Raw genomic sequence first — 18,272 nt, 5'->3', positions numbered from 1 at the left:
ACCATGACGCGTCCCCTCATCAGCTATTACGGCGACGATTTCACCGGTTCGACCGACGTCATGGAAGCGCTTGCCTCGAACGGCGTGGAGACCGTGCTTTTCCTTGACGTGCCGGATGCGGATCTCCTGTCGCGATTTGCCGGCGCGCGGGCCTTCGGCCTTGCCGGCACCAGCCGCAGCGAGACGCCGGACTGGATGGACGTGCACCTTCGCGCGACTTTCAGCTGGCTGAAGACGCTCGATGCCGCGCTTTGCCACTACAAGGTCTGCTCGACCTTCGATTCCGCCCCCCATGTCGGCAATATCGGCAGGGCCATCGAGATCGGCCGCGCCGTCTTCGGCAAGGCGACCGTGCCGCTCATCGTCGGCGCGCCGCAGATCCGCCGCTACACGGCCTTCGGGGAACTTTTCGCAGCCTATCAGGGGCGCAACTATCGCATCGATCGCCACCCGGTCATGGCGCGCCATCCGGTGACGCCGATGGACGAGGCTAACCTGCTGCTGCATCTCTCGCGGCAGACGACGCTCTCCTCCGCGCTCATCGACATGGTCGCGCTGCTGGCCGGCCTGCAGCCCGAGGACGCCGATATCCTGCTCATCGACGTGCTCGACGCGGCGACGCAGGCCGCTGCCGGCGCATTGCTGTGGAACCGGCTGCGCGAAAGGAGCCGCTTCGCCTGCGGTTCCTCCGGCCTCGAATATGCCCTGATCCCGACCTGGCGGGAGCAGGGCCTGATCGGGGAAAAACCCGGCTTCCCGGCAGCCGGGCCGGTCGATCGCATCGCCGTCGTTTCGGGCAGCGTCTCGCCCACCACCGAGCGGCAGATCCGCCACGCGCTGGAAAACGGCTTTGCCGGGGTCACGCTCGATCCGCTTGCGCTGTCGGGCGAGGGGAGCGAGGCGGCGGTGGAGGCGGCCGTCGAGGCCGGTCTCGGCGTTCTGCGGGAGGGGCGCAGCGTGGTGCTCTACACCGCGCTCGGACCGGCGGCGGATCGCGGCGGCGCGCTCGATTCCTCGACCGGCGCCCGCCATCGCCTCGGACGTGCGCTGGGACGTATCCAGTCGGAACTCGTCGCGCGTGCCGGGCTTGCCCGCGCGGTTGTCGCCGGCGGTGATACATCCAGCCATGCGCTCGGCGAGATGGGCATTGCGGCGCTTACGCTGAAAATGCCTTTGCCGCAGACGCCGGGCTCGCCGCTCTGCATCGCTCATGGCGGGGCAGCGGATGGCCTCGAGATCGCGCTGAAGGGCGGGCAGGTCGGTGGCGACGACTATTTTTCGATGATCCGCGCCGGCCGGGCCTGATCGCATCGACCGCCATCACCTTGACCGGCAGGCCGCGCGTCAAATCCGGCTTTCCGGTTGCAATGCCCGGATTTGCGGAGGCCTCATGTCGGGAATTGTCGGTAGCACTCCTCCGCGATCTGCTGGAGCCGTTCGCGGGAAATGTCGCCGGTCACCGCGTAGCCGAGGTCGCCGTCGATCCAGTAGAAGGTCTCCACGCCGCTGGCGGCGGCGAAGCGGAAGCTCGTCGTCCGGTTCTCCTCGTTGCGGGCGACGAGGACCGTGACGCGCCGGCCGGTCTCGTCCTCGTACATGAACAGGGCGCCCGGCTTGTCGGTGACGGGAAGGAGGCGCCCGCCGACCAGCTTGAAGCCGATCGCCTTGAGGTCCGGGACCTTCAGGTCGTCGATGGCGAGGCGTTTTCCCAGCCAGCGCGCAAGATGCGCCTCCTCGTCGGCGAAGACCTCCACCGGATGGCGCACCTCGCTCGCATAGATGAGATAGGCGTTGCGCGCCTCGTGCGGCAGGGCATCCATGGCCGTCGCCGTCGGCGCCTTTTCAAAGAGCATCGGGCCGAAATGGCCGGCAAGGCCACCGAGCATGAAGACGAGCGCGGCCGCGGCCGCCATCGCAAGGCGCGGTGTTGCTGCTTTTGTTGCGGCCCGGTGGCCGGCGATGAGCTGGAGATCGGAGGGGCGGGCCGAGGCATAGGCGGCAAAGGCGTCCCGCAGGCCGTCGTTCTGTGCCTGCCAGTCGGACACGCGGCGTGCGGCCTCGGGATTATGGGCAAGGTGGGCCTCCACGCGCTCGCGCTCGGCCGCATCCAGGAAGCCGTCGGCATAGGCGTGCAGGTCCGTTTCGGTCACGGGGCGGCTCTCGCTCATCGGGGGCTCCGCAGGTGAATGACGTTTTCGGCTGCCAGTTTCTCCCGCAGCATCTGCCGGGCGCGGAAGAGGCGCGACATGACGGTGCCGACAGGGACATCCAGGATTTCGGCCACTTCCTGATAGGTATGGCCCTCGACGGCGACCAGCATCAGCACGGCCCTTGCCTCCTTCGGCAGGGTGTCGAGCGCCTGGACGAGGCGGTTCCTCGCCAGCGGATCGGAGGGCGGCACGCTTTCGGCGAGGCTCTCCGCCGCCTCGATGCCGACGGAGGGCCGCCGGGCAACGGCGCGGCGGGCATTGAGATGCAGGTTGGTCATGATCCGGTAGGCCCAGGCGCGGATGTTCGCGCCGCGCCATTGCGTCCGGTGGCTGAGGGCCTTTTCGACACAGTCCTGCAACAGGTCCTCGCTCTCCGCGTCCGATCGCGTCAGGCTGCGGGAATAGCGCCGAAGCTGTGGCAGGAGGGCAAGGATCTCGGCGTCGAAGGAAAGGGGCGGGGCAGGAGCGCCCTCCTGCCCGCTGCCCGCCTCGGCGCCATGCGGGTCAGGGCTTTGCGACATCCCAGACGCCGTTCACGCCGTCGCCGGTCGTATCGCCTTCCTTGGTGTCCTTGATCCAGTAGTAGAGCGGCATGCCGTCCTTGGCCCATTGTTTCGCCCCGTCCTTGCGGGTGACGAGGGAATATGCACCCTCCGCCACCGCATCGGAAGCGGCGATGGCCGGCGGCCAGTTCGTCGCGCACTTGTCGTAGCAGTTCGAGGTGCCGGGCGTGTCGTTCTTGAAGGTGTAGAGGGTCATGCCCTTCTCGCCGGCAAGCACCTCGCCCTTGTCGGTCTTGACGGTCGTGAACGGCTCGGCGGCGAAGGCCGTACCCGCAAGGGCCGCGACGGCGAATGGCACGAGGACTAGGAACTTCATGGTCGTCTCCCATCGTTACGGCGACTTTCCTGAGCCGCCCCTGCCAAGACACCGGTGCCTGCCGGATTATTCCCGACCGCCTTGAAAAAACCGATCGAGAACCGGACAGCGCCTCTTTATCTTTTCCTTACGTCGCCTTCCCGCCTTCCCAATCGAAACCTGATCCCGTCCGCTCCTAGTGTGCCGCCAGCATAAACAGGAGACGGCCATGTCCGATTTCATATTCCTCGCGCTCGGCTGCGCCACGTTCGCCGTGTTCGCCGCCTATGCCCGCGCGCTCGACCGGCTTTGAGGAGGCAACGATGCTCGAACCCCTTTTCGGCCTTTTCGTCGCGCTTGTCCTCGGCGCCTATCTCGTGGTCACGCTGCTGCGGCCCGAACGCTTCTGATCTTCGAGGAGAAACCCTGATGACCATGATCGGGTGGCTGCAAATCGCCCTCTTCTTCCTCGCGGTGCTTGTCACGATCAAGCCGCTCGGACTGTACATGGCCCGCGTCTTTGCCGGAGAACGCACCGCGCTGTCGCCGGTCCTCGGGCGCCTGGAGGCCGATCTCTACCGCATTTCCGGCATAAGCCCGAACAAGGAGCAGGGCTGGCTCGCCTATACGGCCTCGATGCTCGCCTTCTCCGTCGCCGGCTTCCTCGCGCTCTACGCGATCCTGCGCCTCCAGGCCCATCTGCCGCTCAATCCGCAAGGCTTTGCCGGCATGGCGCCGGACCTTGCCTTCAACACGGCCGTCTCCTTCGTCACCAACACCAACTGGCAGAACTATGGCGGGGAAACCACGCTCAGCCATTTCAGCCAGATGGCCGGGCTGACGGTGCAGAACTTCCTGTCCGCCGCAACGGGCATGGCGCTCGCCATGGCGCTGACACGGGCCTTCGTCCGCTCGAAGGCCGCAACGCTCGGCAACTTCTGGGTGGATATGACGCGGGCGGTGCTCTACGTGCTGCTGCCGATGGCGATCGTCGTCGCGCTCGCCTTCGTCGCCATGGGCTTGCCGCAGACGCTGGACGGTGCCGTGACGGCGACCACGCTCGAGGGCGCCAGCCAGACGATCGCGCTCGGCCCCGTCGGCTCGCAGGAGGCGATCAAGCAGCTCGGCACCAATGGCGGCGGCTTCTTCAACGTCAACGCCGCCCACCCTTTCGAGAACCCCACGACGTTCTCCAACTATCTCAATATCTTCGCGATGCTGTCGATCTCGGCCGCGCTGGTCTACACGTTCGGCCAGCTCGTCGGCAACCGTCGCCAGGGCTGGGCGATCATCAGCGCCATGGCGATCCTGCTGATTGCCGGCGTCGCCGCCATCTACTGGGCGGAAGCCGCGGGCAACCCGATCCTGACCGCCCTTGGCGTCGATGCCGCCGCCGGCAACATGGAGGGCAAGGAAGTGCGTTTCGGCCAGGCCATGACCGCGCTTTATGCCGCCGTCACGACCGGCCTTTCGGATGGCGGCGTCAACGGCATGCACGGCTCCTTCACCGGGCTTGGCGGGCTCGTGCCGATGTTCCTGATGCAGCTTGGCGAGGTCTTGCCGGGCGGCATCGGGTCCGGTCTCTACGGCATGCTCGTCTTCGCGCTGCTTTCCGTCTTCGTGTCCGGCCTGATGGTCGGCCGCACGCCGGAATTCCTCGGCAAGAAGATCGAGGGCCGCGAGATGAAATATGCCATGCTCGCCGTGCTCGTCCTGCCGCTTGCCATCCTCGGCTTCACCGCGATCTCCGCCATGCTGCCCTTGGCCGTCGCCAGCATCGGCACGGCCGGCCCGCATGGCCTGTCGGAAATCCTCTATGCCTACACGTCCGCGGCCGCGAACAACGGCTCGGCCTTCGGCGGGCTGACGGGCAACACCGTCTGGTACAACACGACGCTCGGCATCGCCATGCTGCTCGGCCGCTTCGCCTACGTGGTGCCCGTCATGGCGATCGCCGGCTCGCTGGCGGCCAAGGTGAAGGTGCCGCCGTCGTCCGGCACCTTCCCGACGGACGGGCCGCTCTTCGTCGGTCTCCTCATCGGCATCATCCTCATTCTCGGCGGCCTGCAGTTCTTCCCCGCGCTTGCCCTCGGCCCCATCGTCGAGCACCTGGCGATGCTTGCCGGCCAGACCTTCTGAAGGAACAGACTATGTCAAAGGACCACCACGCGCCGGGCCTTCTCGACCCTGCCATCCTCCTGCCGGCCGCGCGCGACGCTTTCGCAAAGCTCGATCCGCGCCAGCTCGTGCGCAATCCGGTGATCTTCGTCACCGAGGCCGTCGCGGCCGTCGTCACTGTGCTCTTCCTGCGCGATCTCGTCACCGGCAGCGCGCAGGCCGGCTTTTCGGGCCAGATTGCCGCCTGGCTCTGGTTCACCGTGCTCTTCGCAACCTTCGCGGAGGCCGTTGCCGAGGGGCGCGGCCGTGCCCAGGCCGACAGCCTGAAGCGCACCAAGTCGGAGCTCGTTGCCCGGCGGCGCACGGCTTCCGGCACGGTCGAGACGGTCCCGGCCACCAGCCTTGCCATCGGCGATATCGTGCTCGTCGCCGCCGGCGAGCTCATTCCCGGCGACGGCGAGGTGATCGAGGGCGTCGCCTCGGTCAATGAGAGCGCGATCACCGGCGAATCCGCTCCCGTGATCCGCGAATCCGGCGGCGACCGCTCGGCCGTCACCGGCGGCACGCAGGTGCTTTCCGACGAGATCACGGTGAAGATCACCGTCGCGCCCGGCTCCTCCTTCGTCGACCGCATGATCGCGCTCATCGAGGGTGCGCAGCGGCAGAAGACGCCGAACGAGATCGCGCTGTCGATCCTGCTTTCGGGCCTGACGCTGATCTTCCTCTTCGTCTGCGTCGCCATCTGGGGGCTTGCGGGCTATTCCGGCACGGTGCTGACGGTCACCGTACTCGCCGCCCTTCTCGTCACGCTCATCCCAACGACCATCGGCGGCCTTCTCTCGGCCATCGGCATTGCCGGCATGGACCGCCTCGTGCGCTTCAACGTCATCGCCACCTCCGGGCGCGCGGTGGAGGCGGCGGGCGACGTCGACACGCTGCTGCTCGACAAGACCGGCACCATCACCTTCGGCAACCGCATGGCGAGCGACTTCCTGCCGGCACCGGGCGTAAGCCCCTCGGACCTGGCCGAAGCCGCGCTGCTTGCCAGCCTGTCCGACGAGACGCCCGAGGGCCGGTCGATCGTGGCGCTTGCCACGGGTGAATTTTCGGTGGCGATGCCGCGGGTGCGCTTCGATGCCGTGATCGAGTTCACGGCGGAGACCCGCCTTTCCGGCGTCGATCTCGGTGGCCGATGGCTGCGCAAGGGTGCGGTCGACGCCGTGCTGCGCTTTGCCGGCCTTCAGGAGGACGATGCGCCGGCCGAGTTCCGCCGCGCCGTCGAGACGATCGCGCGCAGCGGCGGCACGCCGCTCGCGGTTGCCGATGGTTCGCGCCTGCTCGGCGTCATCCACCTCAAGGACATCGTCAAGCCGGGCATCAAGGAGCGTTTCGCGGCGCTGCGCGCCATGGGCATCCGCACCGTCATGGTGACGGGCGACAACCCTGTGACGGCCGCGGCCATCGCCTCGGAAGCCGGCGTCGACGATTTTCTCGCCCAGGCGACGCCGGAGGATAAGCTCGCCTATATCCGCCGCGAACAGCAGGGCGGCCGTCTGATCGCCATGTGCGGCGACGGCACCAACGACGCCCCGGCGCTCGCCCAGGCGGATGTCGGCGTCGCCATGCAGACCGGCACGCAGGCGGCCCGCGAGGCGGCGAACATGGTGGACCTCGATTCCAGCCCGACCAAGCTCATCGAGATCGTCGAGATCGGCAAGCAGTTGCTGATGACGCGCGGTTCGCTGACCACCTTCTCGATCGCCAACGACGTCGCCAAATATTTCGCGATCATTCCGGCCCTCTTCGTTGCCACCTATCCGGCGCTCGATGCGCTCAACATCATGCATCTCGCCTCGCCGCAATCGGCCATCCTCTCGGCCGTCATCTTCAACGCGCTGATCATCGTGGCGCTCGTTCCGCTGGCCCTGCGCGGCGTCGCCTATCGTCCGGCGGGGGCGGCCGCGCTGCTGCGCCGCAACCTCCTCGTCTATGGTCTCGGTGGCCTTGTCCTGCCTTTTGCAGGCATCAAGGCTATCGATCTTGCCGTCAGCGCCCTAAATCTGGTGTGATCATGCTGAAACAACTTCGCCCGGCCCTCACCCTCGTCCTCGCCCTGACGGCGCTTCTCGGCCTTGCCTATCCGCTCGCCGTGACCGGCATCGCGCAAGTCCTGATGCCGGCTGCCGCCAATGGCTCGCTCGTCGAAAGGAACGGGGTGGTGGTCGGCTCCGACCTGATCGGCCAGGCCTTCGCCTCGGACAGATATTTCTGGCCGCGTCCTTCGGCGACGGGGCCGGAAGCCTACAACGCGGCCGCCTCGTCCGGCTCGAACCTCGGCACGACCTCGGCCAAGCTCAGGGATCGTGTCGCGGCGGATGTCGGCCGGCTGACGGCGACGGGCATGGCGGTGCCGATCCCGGCCGATGCGGTCACGACCTCCGGTTCGGGCCTCGATCCGCATATCTCGCCCGATTTCGCGCGGGCGCAGGTCGCGCGGGTTGCAAAGGCGCGGGGCATGGAGGAAACGACGGTCGAGGCGCTTGTCGGGCGGCAGGTCGAAGGCCGGCTCCTGGGCGTGTTCGGCGAACCGCGGGTGAACGTGCTGCAGCTCAACATGGCGCTCGACGCGCTCGGATCATGAGAAGACGAATGGCGGACGACGACAGCCGCAGGCCGGACCCCGACACATTGCTTGCCCTGGCGGAGAAAGACCGCCGGGGCAAGTTGACCGTTTTCCTGGGGGCTGCTCCCGGCGTCGGCAAGACCTATGCCATGCTGTCGCGCGCCGGCCGCCTCAAGGCCGAGGGCGTCGATGTCGTCGTCGGCCTCGTCGAGACCCATGGGCGCGGGGAGACGGCCGCCCTGCTGGACGGGCTGGAGGTTCTGCCGCGCAGACAGATCGCCCATCGTGGTCGCGCGCTGGAGGAATTCGATCTCGATGGGGCGCTTGCCCGCCGCCCGCGCATCGTGCTCGTCGACGAGCTGGCCCATTCCAACCCGGAGGGAAGCCGGCATCCCAAGCGCTACCAGGATATCGAGGAGCTGATCGCGGCCGGCATCGATGTCTGGACGGCGCTGAACATCCAGCATCTCGAAAGCCTTGCCGACCTTGTCGTGCAGATCACCGGTGTCACGGTGCGCGAACGCGTGCCCGACGTCGTCCTGAAGAAGGCCGACGAGATCCTGCTCGTCGACCTGCCGCCGACGGAGCTGATCGAGCGGTTGAAGGAGGGCAAGGTCTACCTGCCGGACAGCGCCAGCCGCGCCATCGACCGCTTTTTCCGGCTGGGCAACCTGACGGCCTTGCGCGAGCTTGCGCTGCGGCGCACGGCCGACCGGGTCGACGACCAGATGGTCGATTATCTCAAGCAGCATGCGATCGAAGGCCCCTGGGCGACGGGCGAGCGCCTGCTCGTCTGCGTCGGGCCGGACGACTTGTCGGAAAAGGTCGTGCGCGTGGCGAGCCGGCTTGCCTCCGGCCTCAATGCACCCTGGATCGTCGTGTCAATCGAGCGGGCGGACCGGGAGGTCGGCACGACCGAGCACCTGCATCGCATCGAGGCGCTGTTCCGGCTCGCCGAGCAGCTTGGCGCGGAGACGCGCCGGGTGGTCGGCAATGATTTCGTCGAGGAGATCCTGAAGCTGGCGCGCCGCGAGCACGCGACGCAGATCGTCATCGGCGCCCGGCGCGATCGTGGCTGGCGGCGGTTCGTCTCACCGTCCCTGCCCGATGCGCTCTCGCGCAAGGCGGCCGGCCTCGGCGTCTATTTCGTGACGCCCGACAGGAAGGAGAGGGCGCCGGTGCCGGCGCGGCTCGCGCTTCCGGCCATCGCTTCGTTCCGGCAATCGGCGCTCATCGCGGCGGCCTTCGTCGTCGCCACGGCGGCGGTGGGCAAGCTGGTCTATCTCTTTGCCGAGCTGCCGAACATCTCGCTGCTCTTTCTGCTTGCCGTGCTCGGTGCGGCGGTGCTGGGCGGGTATGCCTCCGCCTTCATCGCCGCTTTCCTTTCGGCGCTCGCCTACAACTTCCTCTTCATCGACCCGCTGCACACCTTTACGATCACCGCGCCGCACGAGGTGTTCGCGCTGATCGTCTTCCTGTCGGTCGCCATCATCGCCGGCGGCTTCGCCTCGCGCATCAAGGAGCAGGCGGAGGTCGCCCGCGTGCGCGCAACGGCGCTGCAATCGCTCTACGATTTCTCGCGAAAGCTTTCGACGACGGGCAAGGCCGACGATGCGAACTGGGTGGCGGTGTCGCATCTGCAGGCGAGCCTCAAGCGCAATATCGCGCTGCTCCTGCCGGAGAAGAACGATCTCAAGGTCGCCGCCGTCTGGCCGCCGGATACCGAGTTCGACGTCACCGACTTCACGGCGGCGCGCTGGACCTGCGACAAGCAGGAGAAGGCCGGCTTCGGCACCGGTACCCTGCCGAACAGCCGCTTCGAATTCCGCCCGCTGATGGGGCCGCACGGTCTTGTCGGCGTCTGCGGCATCCAGCAGGGAGAGGAGCGCCTCGACCTCAATGCGGAGCGGGCGCTGTCCGCCATCCTCGACCAGACGGCGATCGCGCTCGACCGGGCGCGGCTTTCGGAGGAGAGCGTGATGCAGGCGGCCAAGCTCGAGGGGGAACGCTACCGGGAGGCGCTGCTCTCCTCGATCTCGCATGACCTCAGGACGCCGCTCGCCACCATCATGGGCGCCGTCACGAGCCTGCGCCAGCTCGGCGAGCGCATGACCGCCGAGAGCCGCGACGATCTTCTGCAGTCGATCGAGGAGGAGGGCAGCCGCATGAGCCGCTTCGTCTCCAACCTGCTCGACATGACGCGCATCGAATCCGGCACGCTGAAACCCAAGGGCGACTGGATCGACGTCTCCGACGTCGTGCAGTCCGCCGTGGAGCGGGCGCGCAAGTATTTTCCCGGCAAGACGATCGAGACCGGCATTGCGGCCGACCTGCCGCTCATCGAGGGCGACAGCGTGCTGCTCGGCCAGGTTCTGTTCAACCTGCTCGACAATGCGGTGAAATATGGCGGCGGCGAGCCGGTCAATGTCTATGCGCGGCGGGACGGGCAGGATGTGCTCATCTCCGTCACCGATCTCGGCAGGGGCATTCCGCCGGCCGAGATCGACCGTGTCTTCGAGAAATTCTACCGTCGGGGCAGGCCGGACGGCCGCGCGCCGGGAACGGGCCTCGGCCTTTCCATCGCCCGCGGCTTCGTCGAGGCGATGGGCGGCAGGATCCATGCGGAAAGCCCGGCGGTGAAGAAGAAGGGCACGCGCATCGTCATCCGCTTCCCGGCGGGTGAAAAGGCAAGGACTGGCAAGGCGACATGACGAACGAGCGCATTCTGGTGGTTGACGACGAGCCGCAGATCCAGCGGTTCCTCAAGCCTGCCCTCAAGGCGGCGGGCTACGACGTGGTGGAGGCGGCGACCGGCGGCGAGGCGCTGAAGGCGGTGGCGACGGCCGCGCCCGATCTCGTCATCCTCGATCTCGGCCTGCCGGACATGGACGGCAAGGAGGTCGTCACCAGCCTGCGCGGCTGGACGCAGATCCCGATCATCATCCTCTCCGCCCGCGAGCGGGAGAGCGAGAAGATCGCCGCCCTCGATCTCGGTGCCGACGACTATATCGAAAAACCCTTCGGCATCGGCGAGCTCACCGCCCGCATCCGCAATGCGCTGCGCCATCGCGAGCGGGCGGAGGCGGCCCCGGCGACGCTCGTCACCGACGGCCTCGTCATCGACACGGTGCGGCGGCTGGTGTCGCGAAACGGGGAGGCGATCCGGCTGACGCCCAAGGAATACGATCTCCTCACGCTGCTCGCGCGGCATGCCGGGCGGGTCGTCACGCACAAGACGTTGCTGACCTCCGTCTGGGGGCCGGCGCATGGCGAGGACCTGCATTATCTCCGCGTCTTCATCGGCCAGCTGCGCCAGAAGATCGAGCGCGAGCCGACCCGTCCGGCCGTCGTGCGCACGGAACCGGGCGTCGGATACCGGCTCGTCGTCGAGGGCGACTGAGTTTCTAGAGCATTCCGGTTCACCGGAAATGCTCTCGATTCTTGCTCTTTCCGCATTATCCGACGTCGAAGCGACTTCGCTTCGGCCGGCAATGCTCGAAACCTCGTCAGCCGATCTTCTCGACGATGGGGGGGATCTGCACGACGGTGAGGTCCGTCGCGCCGGAATCGATGATGCCGAACACGGCCTCCAGCATTTTCGGCACGTCCTGCCGGACCATCTCGATATGATCGCCGAGCATGGCGACGAAGGGGTCCCAGTCGAAGCAGCCCAGCTGCGGCACCCGGTCGGCATAGTGGCCGGAGCGGCGGATCCAGCGCATCACCCCTTCCAACGAGATGGTGGAGTTGACGAACATGCCGCGCGGCAGCGGGTTGAGCCGCTCGGCAAGCTGCCTCATGGCGCTCTCGGCCTTTTCGGGGGCATAGCCGCAGGTCAGCATCAGCGTTTCGTCGACCGTGACGCCGGCCTCGGCATGGGCATCGCGAAAGCCCCGCACGCGCTCCATCGTGTTGTGGTCAGTGCCACGCCCGCCGACGAAGAGCAGGGGCGTCTTCTCGCCATATTCCTTCTCGCAATTGGCGAGCACGCGGCGCGTCAGCTCCAGCGCACCACCATAGTTGTCGGAGATGACCGAGGGCGCGCGCGCGCCGGGCAGGTCGAGATTGATGGTGCGCACACCGGCGGCGGCGCAAAGATCGACGATGCGGTCCGGATCGGTCGCGCCCGTGGCGATCAGGCAATCGACCTGGTAGGAAAGCATGGCGCGGGCCGCCTCCACCTCCAGCGCCGGATCGCGCCGCGTGCAGGTGATGATCGGGAAGAGGCTGCGTTCGCGCGCCAGCGTCTCGAACTGCTCGACGATGGAGCCGAAATAGCGGTTGTCGTATTTCGGCACGATCATGCCGATGATCTTCGAGCGCTCGCGGCGCAGCACGCTCGCCTGCATGTTGAGCGCGTAGCCCTGTTCTTCGGCGAGTTTGGTGATCTTGTCGGCAAGCTTCGCGCTGATGCGCCGCTTCTTCCAGTTGCCGTTCAAAACGGCGCTGACGGCGCTGGCCGAGGTGCCCGCCAGCTCTGCCAGATCGTAGATCGTCGTCCTTTTCGTCTGCGTCGTCCTGTTCACATGTCCTCTCCGTTTCACGGGCCACCTTGACACCAATGGCGATTGGTGGCAATTCTTGCTTCATCGATTGAGCAAGCGTGCTCCATCGATGAAGTTGCCTGAACAGCAAGGCTGACCCAAGGGAGGAGTCAGACGGAGCATCGACGAGCCGGACGTTGCGGCATTGCCGTGGCGAACGATGATCTGCGCCCTTTCGATGCGTGGAGGCCGTCGGTCCTGTCGCCCTGGGAGGCTTGAGGGAATTGGCGAAAAATCAACCGTGGAGGAACCCAATGAAGACGCTTACCCATCTGCTCGCCTCGACCGGCCTCGTCCTGTCGCTCGGCAGTGCCGCCCTTGCCCAGGAAGGGGCGACCGTCGCCTTCCTGATGCCCGACCAGGCCTCGACCCGCTACGAGCAGCACGACTATCCCGGCTTCAAGGCCGAGATGGAGAAGCTGTGCCCGAGCTGCACGGTGATCTACCAGAACGCCAATGCCGACGTCGCGCTCCAGCAGCAGCAGTTCAACTCGGTGATCGCCCAGGGCGCCAAGGTCGTCGTGCTCGATCCGGTCGATTCCGCCGCCGCCGCGGCGCTCGTCGAGATCGCCCAGTCGCAGGACGTCAAGGTCATCGCCTATGACCGCCCGATCCCGGACAAGCCGGCCGACTACTACGTCTCCTTCGACAACCAGGGTATCGGCCAGGCCATCGCGCAGTCGCTCGTCGACCACCTGAAGGCCAAGGGCGTTCCGGACGGTGCCGGCGTTCTTCAGATCAACGGCTCGCCGACCGACGCGGCCGCCGGCCTCATCCGCGACGGCATCGATTCCGCGCTCGACGCCTCGCCCTACAAGACGCTCGCCGAATTCGACACCCCGGACTGGGCGCCGCCGAAGGCGCAGGAATGGGCGGCCGGCCAGATCACCCGCTTCGGCGACGAGATCAAGGGCATCGTCGCGGCGAACGACGGCACGGGCGGCGGCGCGATCGCGGCGCTGAAGGCGGCCGGCGTCAAGGAAATGCCGCCGGTGACCGGCAATGACGCGACCATCGCGGCACTGCAGCTCATCATTTCGGGCGACCAGTACAACACGATCTCCAAGCCGTCCGAGATCGTGGCCGCCGCAGCGGCGAATGTCGCCGTCCAGCTCTTGAAGGGCGAAACGCCGGAAGCCACCCACAAGCTCTACGAAACGCCCTCGCAGCTCTTCGTTCCGGCGGTGGTGACGGCGGAGAACATCAAGGCCGAGATCTTCGACAAGGGCATCAACAAGCCGGAGGAAGTGTGCACCGGCGAATATGTTGAAGGTTGCCGCAAACTGGGCATCATCCAGTAAGCGTCGCCATCCGTGTCCGGCCGCTTTTGCGGCCGGGCATTCCGATCCGCCGTAAGTCTGAAGGTTCTGGGGCCATGACAGCCACGCTTCAAAATGCTCCCGCCAAGGGAGAACCGGTGCTGCGTCTTCGCGGCGTGTCCAAGAATTTCGGGGCCGTCTCCGCCTTGACGGATATCGAGCTCGACGTGAAGGCCGGCGAGGTCGTCGCGCTGGTCGGCGACAACGGGGCCGGCAAGTCGACGCTGGTCAAGGTGCTCGCCGGCGTGCACCAGCCCTCTTCGGGCACGATCGAATTCTGCGGCCAGCAGGTGACGCTCGACAGCCCCGCCAAGGCGCTGGACCTCGGCATCGCCACCGTTTTCCAGGACCTCGCGCTCTGCGAGAACCTCGATGTCGTCGCCAACCTCTTCCTCGGCCACGAGATGTCGCCTTGGGCGCTCGACGAAGTGGCCATGGAAGTGCGCGCCTGGACGCTGCTGCGCGAGCTTGCCGCGCGCATTCCGTCCGTGCGCGAGCCGATCGCCTCGCTCTCCGGCGGTCAGCGCCAGACGGTCGCCATCGCCCGCTCTCTGCTGCTCAACCCGAGGCTCATCATGCTGGACGAGCCGACGGCCGCCCTCGGCGTGGCGCAGACGGCTGAGGTGCTGAACCTCATCGAGCGCGTGCGCGACCGCGGCCTCGGCGTCATCATCATCAGCCACAACATGGAGGACGTGCGGGCCGTCGCCGATCGCATCGTCGTGCTCCGGCTCGGACGCAACAACGGCATCTTCACGCCGGATTCGTCCAACCAGGAACTCGTTTCCGCCATTACCGGCGCGACGGACAATTCCGTCTCGCGCCGCGCCGAGCGCAAGTCCCATGTCCAGGAAAACCACGGGGGTGCCGCATGAGCCAGAACTCTTCCCAGCCGATGCTGGACCGCAGCGACGAGCGCGTACGCCATGACGACAGCCTTTCCGCCATGGCGCGCGGCTTCATCGACCGCGTGCGCTCCGGCGACCTCGGCATGCTGCCGGTCGCCGTCGGCCTCGTCGTCATCTCCGTCGTCTTTTCCGCGCTGAACCCGATCTTCCTTGCGCCGAACAACCTCGTGAACCTCCTGTTCGATTGTGCCACCGTCGGCGTCATCTCGCTCGGCATCGTCTGCGTGCTGGTGCTCGGCGAGATCGACCTCTCGGTCGGCTCGATGAGCGGCCTCGCCTCCGCCATGGTCGGCGTGCTCTGGGTGAATCAGGGCTGGCCGATCGTCGGGGCCATCCTTGCCGCCCTCGTGGTCGGCGCGGCCGTCGGCCTCCTCTATGCCACGCTCTACAACCGGCTTGGCATGCCGAGCTTCGTCGCGACGCTCGCCGGCCTGCTGGCGCTGCTCGGCATGCAGCTCTACATCCTCGGCCCGACGGGCTCGATCAACCTGCCCTATGCCTCCTCGCTGGTGCGTTTCGGTCAGATCCTCATCATGCCCGACTGGCTGTCCTACACGCTGGCGCTGGTTCCCGGCCTTGTGATGATCGGCCGGGGCCTTCGCACCCGCACCCAGCGCCTTGCCGCCAACCTCTCGGCCCAGCCGATGCGGGCGCTGATCCTGAAGGCCGTCGTGCTGATGGCCGCGCTGGAAATCGCCGTCTTCTACCTTAATCTCGGCCGCGGCATTCCGTGGATGTTCGCGCTCTTCATCGCGCTCGCCGTCATCCTCAACTATGCGCTGACGCGCACGAAATGGGGCCGTTCCATGTTCGCCGTCGGCGGCAACAAGGAGGCGGCGCGCCGCTCGGGCATCAATGTGCGCCGCATCTACATGAGCGCCTTCATGCTCTGCTCGACGCTCGCGGCGCTCGGCGGCATCCTCTCGGCCTCGCGCCTTGCCTCCTCCAGCCAGCAGGCCGGCACAGGCGACGTCAACCTCAACGCCATCGCCGCGGCGGTCATCGGCGGCACCAGCCTCTTCGGCGGACGCGGCAGCGCCTATTCGGCTCTCCTCGGCATCATCGTGATCCAGGCGATCTCGAACGGCCTGACGCTGCTCAACCTCTCGTCGTCGCTGCGCTACATGATCACCGGCGGCGTCCTTGCCATCGCCGTCATCGTCGATTCGCTCGCCCGACGCTCGCGCGTCAGCCACGGCCGCGCCTAACGAATACTGGAATGGAGTTCTAGATCATGGCTGACCTCATGAAGGGTAAGATCGCCGCCATCACCGGTGCCGCCTCCGGCATCGGCCTCGAATGCGCCAGGACCCTCCTTGCCGAAGGGGCGACGGTGGTGCTCGTCGACCGGGCGCAGGACAAGCTGAAACAGCTCTGCAGGGAGCTGGGCCCGAATGCCTTGCCGCTCGTCGTCGACCTCCTGAACCCGCAGGACGTCTCGGGCATGCTGCCGCGCATCCTCGACATTGCCGGCGGGCTCGACGTCTTCCACGCCAATGCCGGCGCCTATATCGGCGGACCGGTGGCGGAGGGGGATCCCGATGCCTGGGACCGCATGCTGAACCTCAACATCAACGCGGCCTTCCGCTCCGTTCATGCGGTGCTGCCCTACATGATCGGGAGGAAGACGGGCGACATCCTCTTCACCTCGTCCATCGCCGGTGTCGTGCCGGTCGTCTGGGAGCCGATCTATACGGCCTCGAAATTCGCGGTGCAGGCCTTCGTGCATTCGACGCGCCGGCAGGTGGCACAGCACGGCGTGCGTGTCGGCGCGGTGCTGCCCGGCCCGGTCGTGACGGCGCTGCTCGACGACTGGCCGAAGGAGAAGATGGACGAGGCGCTGGCCAATGGCAGTCTGATGCAGCCGAAGGAGGTGGCCGACGCCGTGCTCTTCATGCTGACCCGGCCACGCAATGTCACGGTCCGCGACCTGGTGATCCTGCCGAACAGCGTCGATCTCTGAAGCAAAGCCCGCGGGCGGCATGAGGCCGCCTGCCCGAGGAACTCCTGATTGCAGGCGGTAGATCCATGAGCACTCCATCCTCCGCACGCCCCGCGGGCGGCGAACGCTACCTTGTCGGCGTCGATGTTGGTACGGGAAGCGCCCGAGCCGGCCTTTTCGACATGACCGGCCGCATGCTGGCCTCGGGAAAACGCGACATCTCGCTGTTCCGCGAACCCGGCGCGATGGTCGAGCAGTCGAGCACGGAGATCTGGGCCGCCGTCTGCGCTTCGGTGCGCGAGGCCGTCGCCAAGGCGGGCGTCGCACCCGAGCAGGTCGCCAGCCTCGGCTTCGACGCGACGTGCTCGCTCGTCGTGCTGGGAGAAGGGGGAAAGCCGCTGCCCGTCGGCCTGTCGGAAGATCCGGAGCGCGACATCATCGTCTGGATGGACCACCGGGCGGTCGAGCAGGTCGAACGCATCAATGCCGAGGGGCACGATGTGCTGCGCTATGTCGGCGGCATCATCTCGCCGGAGATGGAGACGCCGAAACTGCTGTGGCTGAAGGAGAACCGCCCGCAGGTCTTCGATGCCGCCTGGCAATTCTTCGACCTTGCGGACTTCCTGACCTGGCGCGCAACGGACGATCTTGCGCGCTCCACCTGCACCGTCACCTGCAAATGGACCTATCTCGCGCATGAGAAACGCTGGGATCCGAGCTACTTCCACGGCATCGGCCTCGGGGTCCTCGCGGAGGAGGATTTCGCCCGCATCGGCCAGCGTGTCGTCGAGCCGGGCACGCCGCTCGGCAGCGGCCTGACGGCACGGGCGGCGGCGGAACTCGGCCTTGTCGCCGGCACGCCGGTCGGCGCCGGCATGATCGATGCTCATGCGGGCGGCATCGGCACGGTGGGGGTGGACGGCCCGCCGGAAAACAATCTCGGCTATGTCTTCGGCACCTCTTCCTGCACCATGACCTCGACCCGCGAGCCGGTCTTCGTGCCGGGCGTCTGGGGCCCGTACTATTCCGCCATGGTGCCGGGCATGTGGCTGAACGAAGGGGGGCAATCGGCGGCCGGCGCGGCCATCGAGCAGCTCTTGTCCTTCCACCCTGCGGCCGGCGAGGCCGCGGCGCTGGCGAAGGCGCGGGGCCTTTCCCTGCCCGTCTTCCTGGCAGGGCTTGCGGCGGAGGGGGCACCGACGCTTTCGGCCGTGGCGGGGCTGGCGGACGGTCTGCATGTCGTGCCGGAATTCCTCGGCAACCGCGCCCCCTTCGCCGATCCGCATGCGCGCGCGGCGATCGTCGGCCTCGGCATGGAGCGGGACCTTGCCAATCTCGTTTCGCTCTACGTTGCCGGGCTTTGCGGCATCGGGTATGGCCTGCGCCAGATCATCGATGCGCAGGCGGCCGCCGGTGCGCCGATCGACAGGATCGTGATCAGCGGGGGTGCGGGCCAGCTCGATCTCATCCGCCAGCTCCTGTCGGACGCGACGGGAAAGACATTGCTCGCAACACGGGCGGAAGAGCCGGTGCTGCTCGGCGCCGCCATTCTCGGCAGTGTCGCCGCCGGCGCCTTTCCGGACGTGCGCGCGGCGATGGCGGCTCTTTCGGCGACCGACCGCACCTTTCGGCCGGCCGGCGCGGATATCGCGGCCCTGCATGCCAAGCGCTACGACGCCTTCACGCGGCTGCAGGCATTGGCACGGGCGATCCGGTAGGCGCCTGTTTTTTCGCGGGGCCGCCTGGTGGC

Annotated in this window: 16 protein-coding genes; 12 read left to right on the top strand and 4 right to left on the bottom strand. The window is 67.1% G+C overall.

Annotated features, from left to right (window positions below; genetic code table 11):
* The first annotated feature begins 3 nt into the window (after nt 1-3).
* On the top strand, nt 4-1,305 hold the full coding sequence (locus tag WMC41_RS17910) for a four-carbon acid sugar kinase family protein (protein WP_432345328.1): 1,302 nt from the start codon (nt 4-6) through the stop codon (nt 1,303-1,305).
* Nucleotides 1,306-1,388: 83 nt separating this feature from the next.
* On the opposite strand, the gene WMC41_RS17905 is transcribed toward WMC41_RS17910, so the two are convergent.
* Genes WMC41_RS17905 through WMC41_RS17895 form a run of 3 tightly spaced genes read right to left on the bottom strand, consistent with a single transcriptional unit; the run spans nt 1,389 to nt 3,089 of the window.
* Nucleotides 1,389-2,168, bottom strand: coding sequence for an anti-sigma factor family protein (locus tag WMC41_RS17905; protein WP_432345325.1), 780 nt, complete (start codon nt 2,166-2,168; stop codon nt 1,389-1,391).
* Nucleotides 2,165-2,731, bottom strand: coding sequence for an RNA polymerase sigma factor (locus WMC41_RS17900; protein WP_432345323.1), 567 nt, complete (start codon nt 2,729-2,731; stop codon nt 2,165-2,167). The genes WMC41_RS17905 and WMC41_RS17900 overlap by 4 nt, the downstream gene beginning before the upstream one ends.
* Nucleotides 2,715-3,089: a COG4315 family predicted lipoprotein gene (locus WMC41_RS17895; RefSeq protein WP_288079664.1), complete on the bottom strand. Its 375-nt coding sequence runs from the start codon at nt 3,087-3,089 to the stop codon at nt 2,715-2,717. The genes WMC41_RS17900 and WMC41_RS17895 overlap by 17 nt, the downstream gene beginning before the upstream one ends.
* A 266-nt stretch (nt 3,090-3,355) precedes the next feature.
* Here WMC41_RS17895 and WMC41_RS17890 point away from each other — a divergent pair, with 266 nt between their 5' ends.
* From WMC41_RS17890 to WMC41_RS17865, 6 genes are read left to right on the top strand one after another with little or no spacing between them, the layout of a single operon-like run.
* Nucleotides 3,356-3,478: a potassium-transporting ATPase subunit F gene (locus WMC41_RS17890; protein ID WP_288079665.1), complete on the top strand. Its 123-nt coding sequence runs from the start codon at nt 3,356-3,358 to the stop codon at nt 3,476-3,478.
* A 19-nt stretch (nt 3,479-3,497) separates the two neighbouring features.
* A complete protein-coding gene (gene kdpA, locus WMC41_RS17885) occupies nt 3,498-5,207 on the top strand; it encodes a potassium-transporting ATPase subunit KdpA (protein ID WP_432345316.1) in 1,710 nt (569 codons plus the stop codon).
* A gap of 11 nt (nt 5,208-5,218) precedes the next feature.
* Nucleotides 5,219-7,255, top strand: coding sequence for a potassium-transporting ATPase subunit KdpB (gene kdpB, locus WMC41_RS17880; protein ID WP_432345314.1), 2,037 nt, complete (start codon nt 5,219-5,221; stop codon nt 7,253-7,255).
* A gap of 2 nt (nt 7,256-7,257) precedes the next feature.
* Nucleotides 7,258-7,827: a potassium-transporting ATPase subunit KdpC gene (kdpC, locus tag WMC41_RS17875; protein WP_432345311.1), complete on the top strand. Its 570-nt coding sequence runs from the start codon at nt 7,258-7,260 to the stop codon at nt 7,825-7,827.
* A gap of 8 nt (nt 7,828-7,835) precedes the next feature.
* Nucleotides 7,836-10,520 (top strand): ATP-binding protein, encoded by a 2,685-nt coding sequence (locus WMC41_RS17870; RefSeq protein WP_432345308.1) that lies wholly within the window; start codon nt 7,836-7,838, stop codon nt 10,518-10,520.
* Entirely contained in the window at nt 10,517-11,209 is a 693-nt protein-coding gene (locus tag WMC41_RS17865; protein WP_272806688.1) for a response regulator, read from the top strand. The genes WMC41_RS17870 and WMC41_RS17865 overlap by 4 nt, the downstream gene beginning before the upstream one ends.
* Before the next feature lie 106 nt (nt 11,210-11,315).
* Here WMC41_RS17865 and WMC41_RS17860 read toward each other — a convergent pair whose 3' ends face one another.
* On the bottom strand, nt 11,316-12,335 hold the full coding sequence (locus tag WMC41_RS17860) for a LacI family DNA-binding transcriptional regulator (protein WP_432345306.1): 1,020 nt from the start codon (nt 12,333-12,335) through the stop codon (nt 11,316-11,318).
* Nucleotides 12,336-12,607: 272 nt separating this feature from the next.
* On the opposite strand from WMC41_RS17860, the gene WMC41_RS17855 reads away from it, so the two are divergent.
* The 5 genes from WMC41_RS17855 to WMC41_RS17835 all read left to right on the top strand — a co-directional run bounded on the left by WMC41_RS17855 (nt 12,608) and on the right by WMC41_RS17835 (nt 18,240).
* Nucleotides 12,608-13,654 carry an ABC transporter substrate-binding protein gene (locus tag WMC41_RS17855; RefSeq protein WP_244769858.1) on the top strand — a complete coding sequence of 349 codons (1,047 nt, stop codon included), beginning with the start codon at nt 12,608-12,610 and terminating at the stop codon, nt 13,652-13,654.
* Between the two features lie 74 nt (nt 13,655-13,728).
* Entirely contained in the window at nt 13,729-14,547 is an 819-nt protein-coding gene (locus WMC41_RS17850) for an ATP-binding cassette domain-containing protein (protein ID WP_272806686.1), read from the top strand.
* Nucleotides 14,544-15,788 (top strand): sugar ABC transporter permease, encoded by a 1,245-nt coding sequence (locus WMC41_RS17845; RefSeq protein ID WP_432345301.1) that lies wholly within the window; start codon nt 14,544-14,546, stop codon nt 15,786-15,788. The genes WMC41_RS17850 and WMC41_RS17845 overlap by 4 nt, the downstream gene beginning before the upstream one ends.
* Nucleotides 15,789-15,814: 26 nt before the next feature.
* A complete protein-coding gene (locus tag WMC41_RS17840; RefSeq protein WP_432345298.1) occupies nt 15,815-16,543 on the top strand; it encodes an SDR family oxidoreductase in 729 nt (242 codons plus the stop codon).
* Nucleotides 16,544-16,608: 65 nt separating this feature from the next.
* Nucleotides 16,609-18,240, top strand: a complete 1,632-nt coding sequence (locus tag WMC41_RS17835; protein WP_432345295.1) for an FGGY-family carbohydrate kinase — start codon at nt 16,609-16,611, stop codon at nt 18,238-18,240.
* The last annotated feature ends 32 nt before the right edge of the window (nt 18,241-18,272 follow it).

The sequence above is a fragment of the Shinella yambaruensis genome, assembly GCF_050859155.1.
Taxonomy (GTDB): domain Bacteria; phylum Pseudomonadota; class Alphaproteobacteria; order Rhizobiales; family Rhizobiaceae; genus Shinella; species Shinella yambaruensis.
This window is presented reverse-complemented; position numbering and strand designations above follow the sequence as displayed.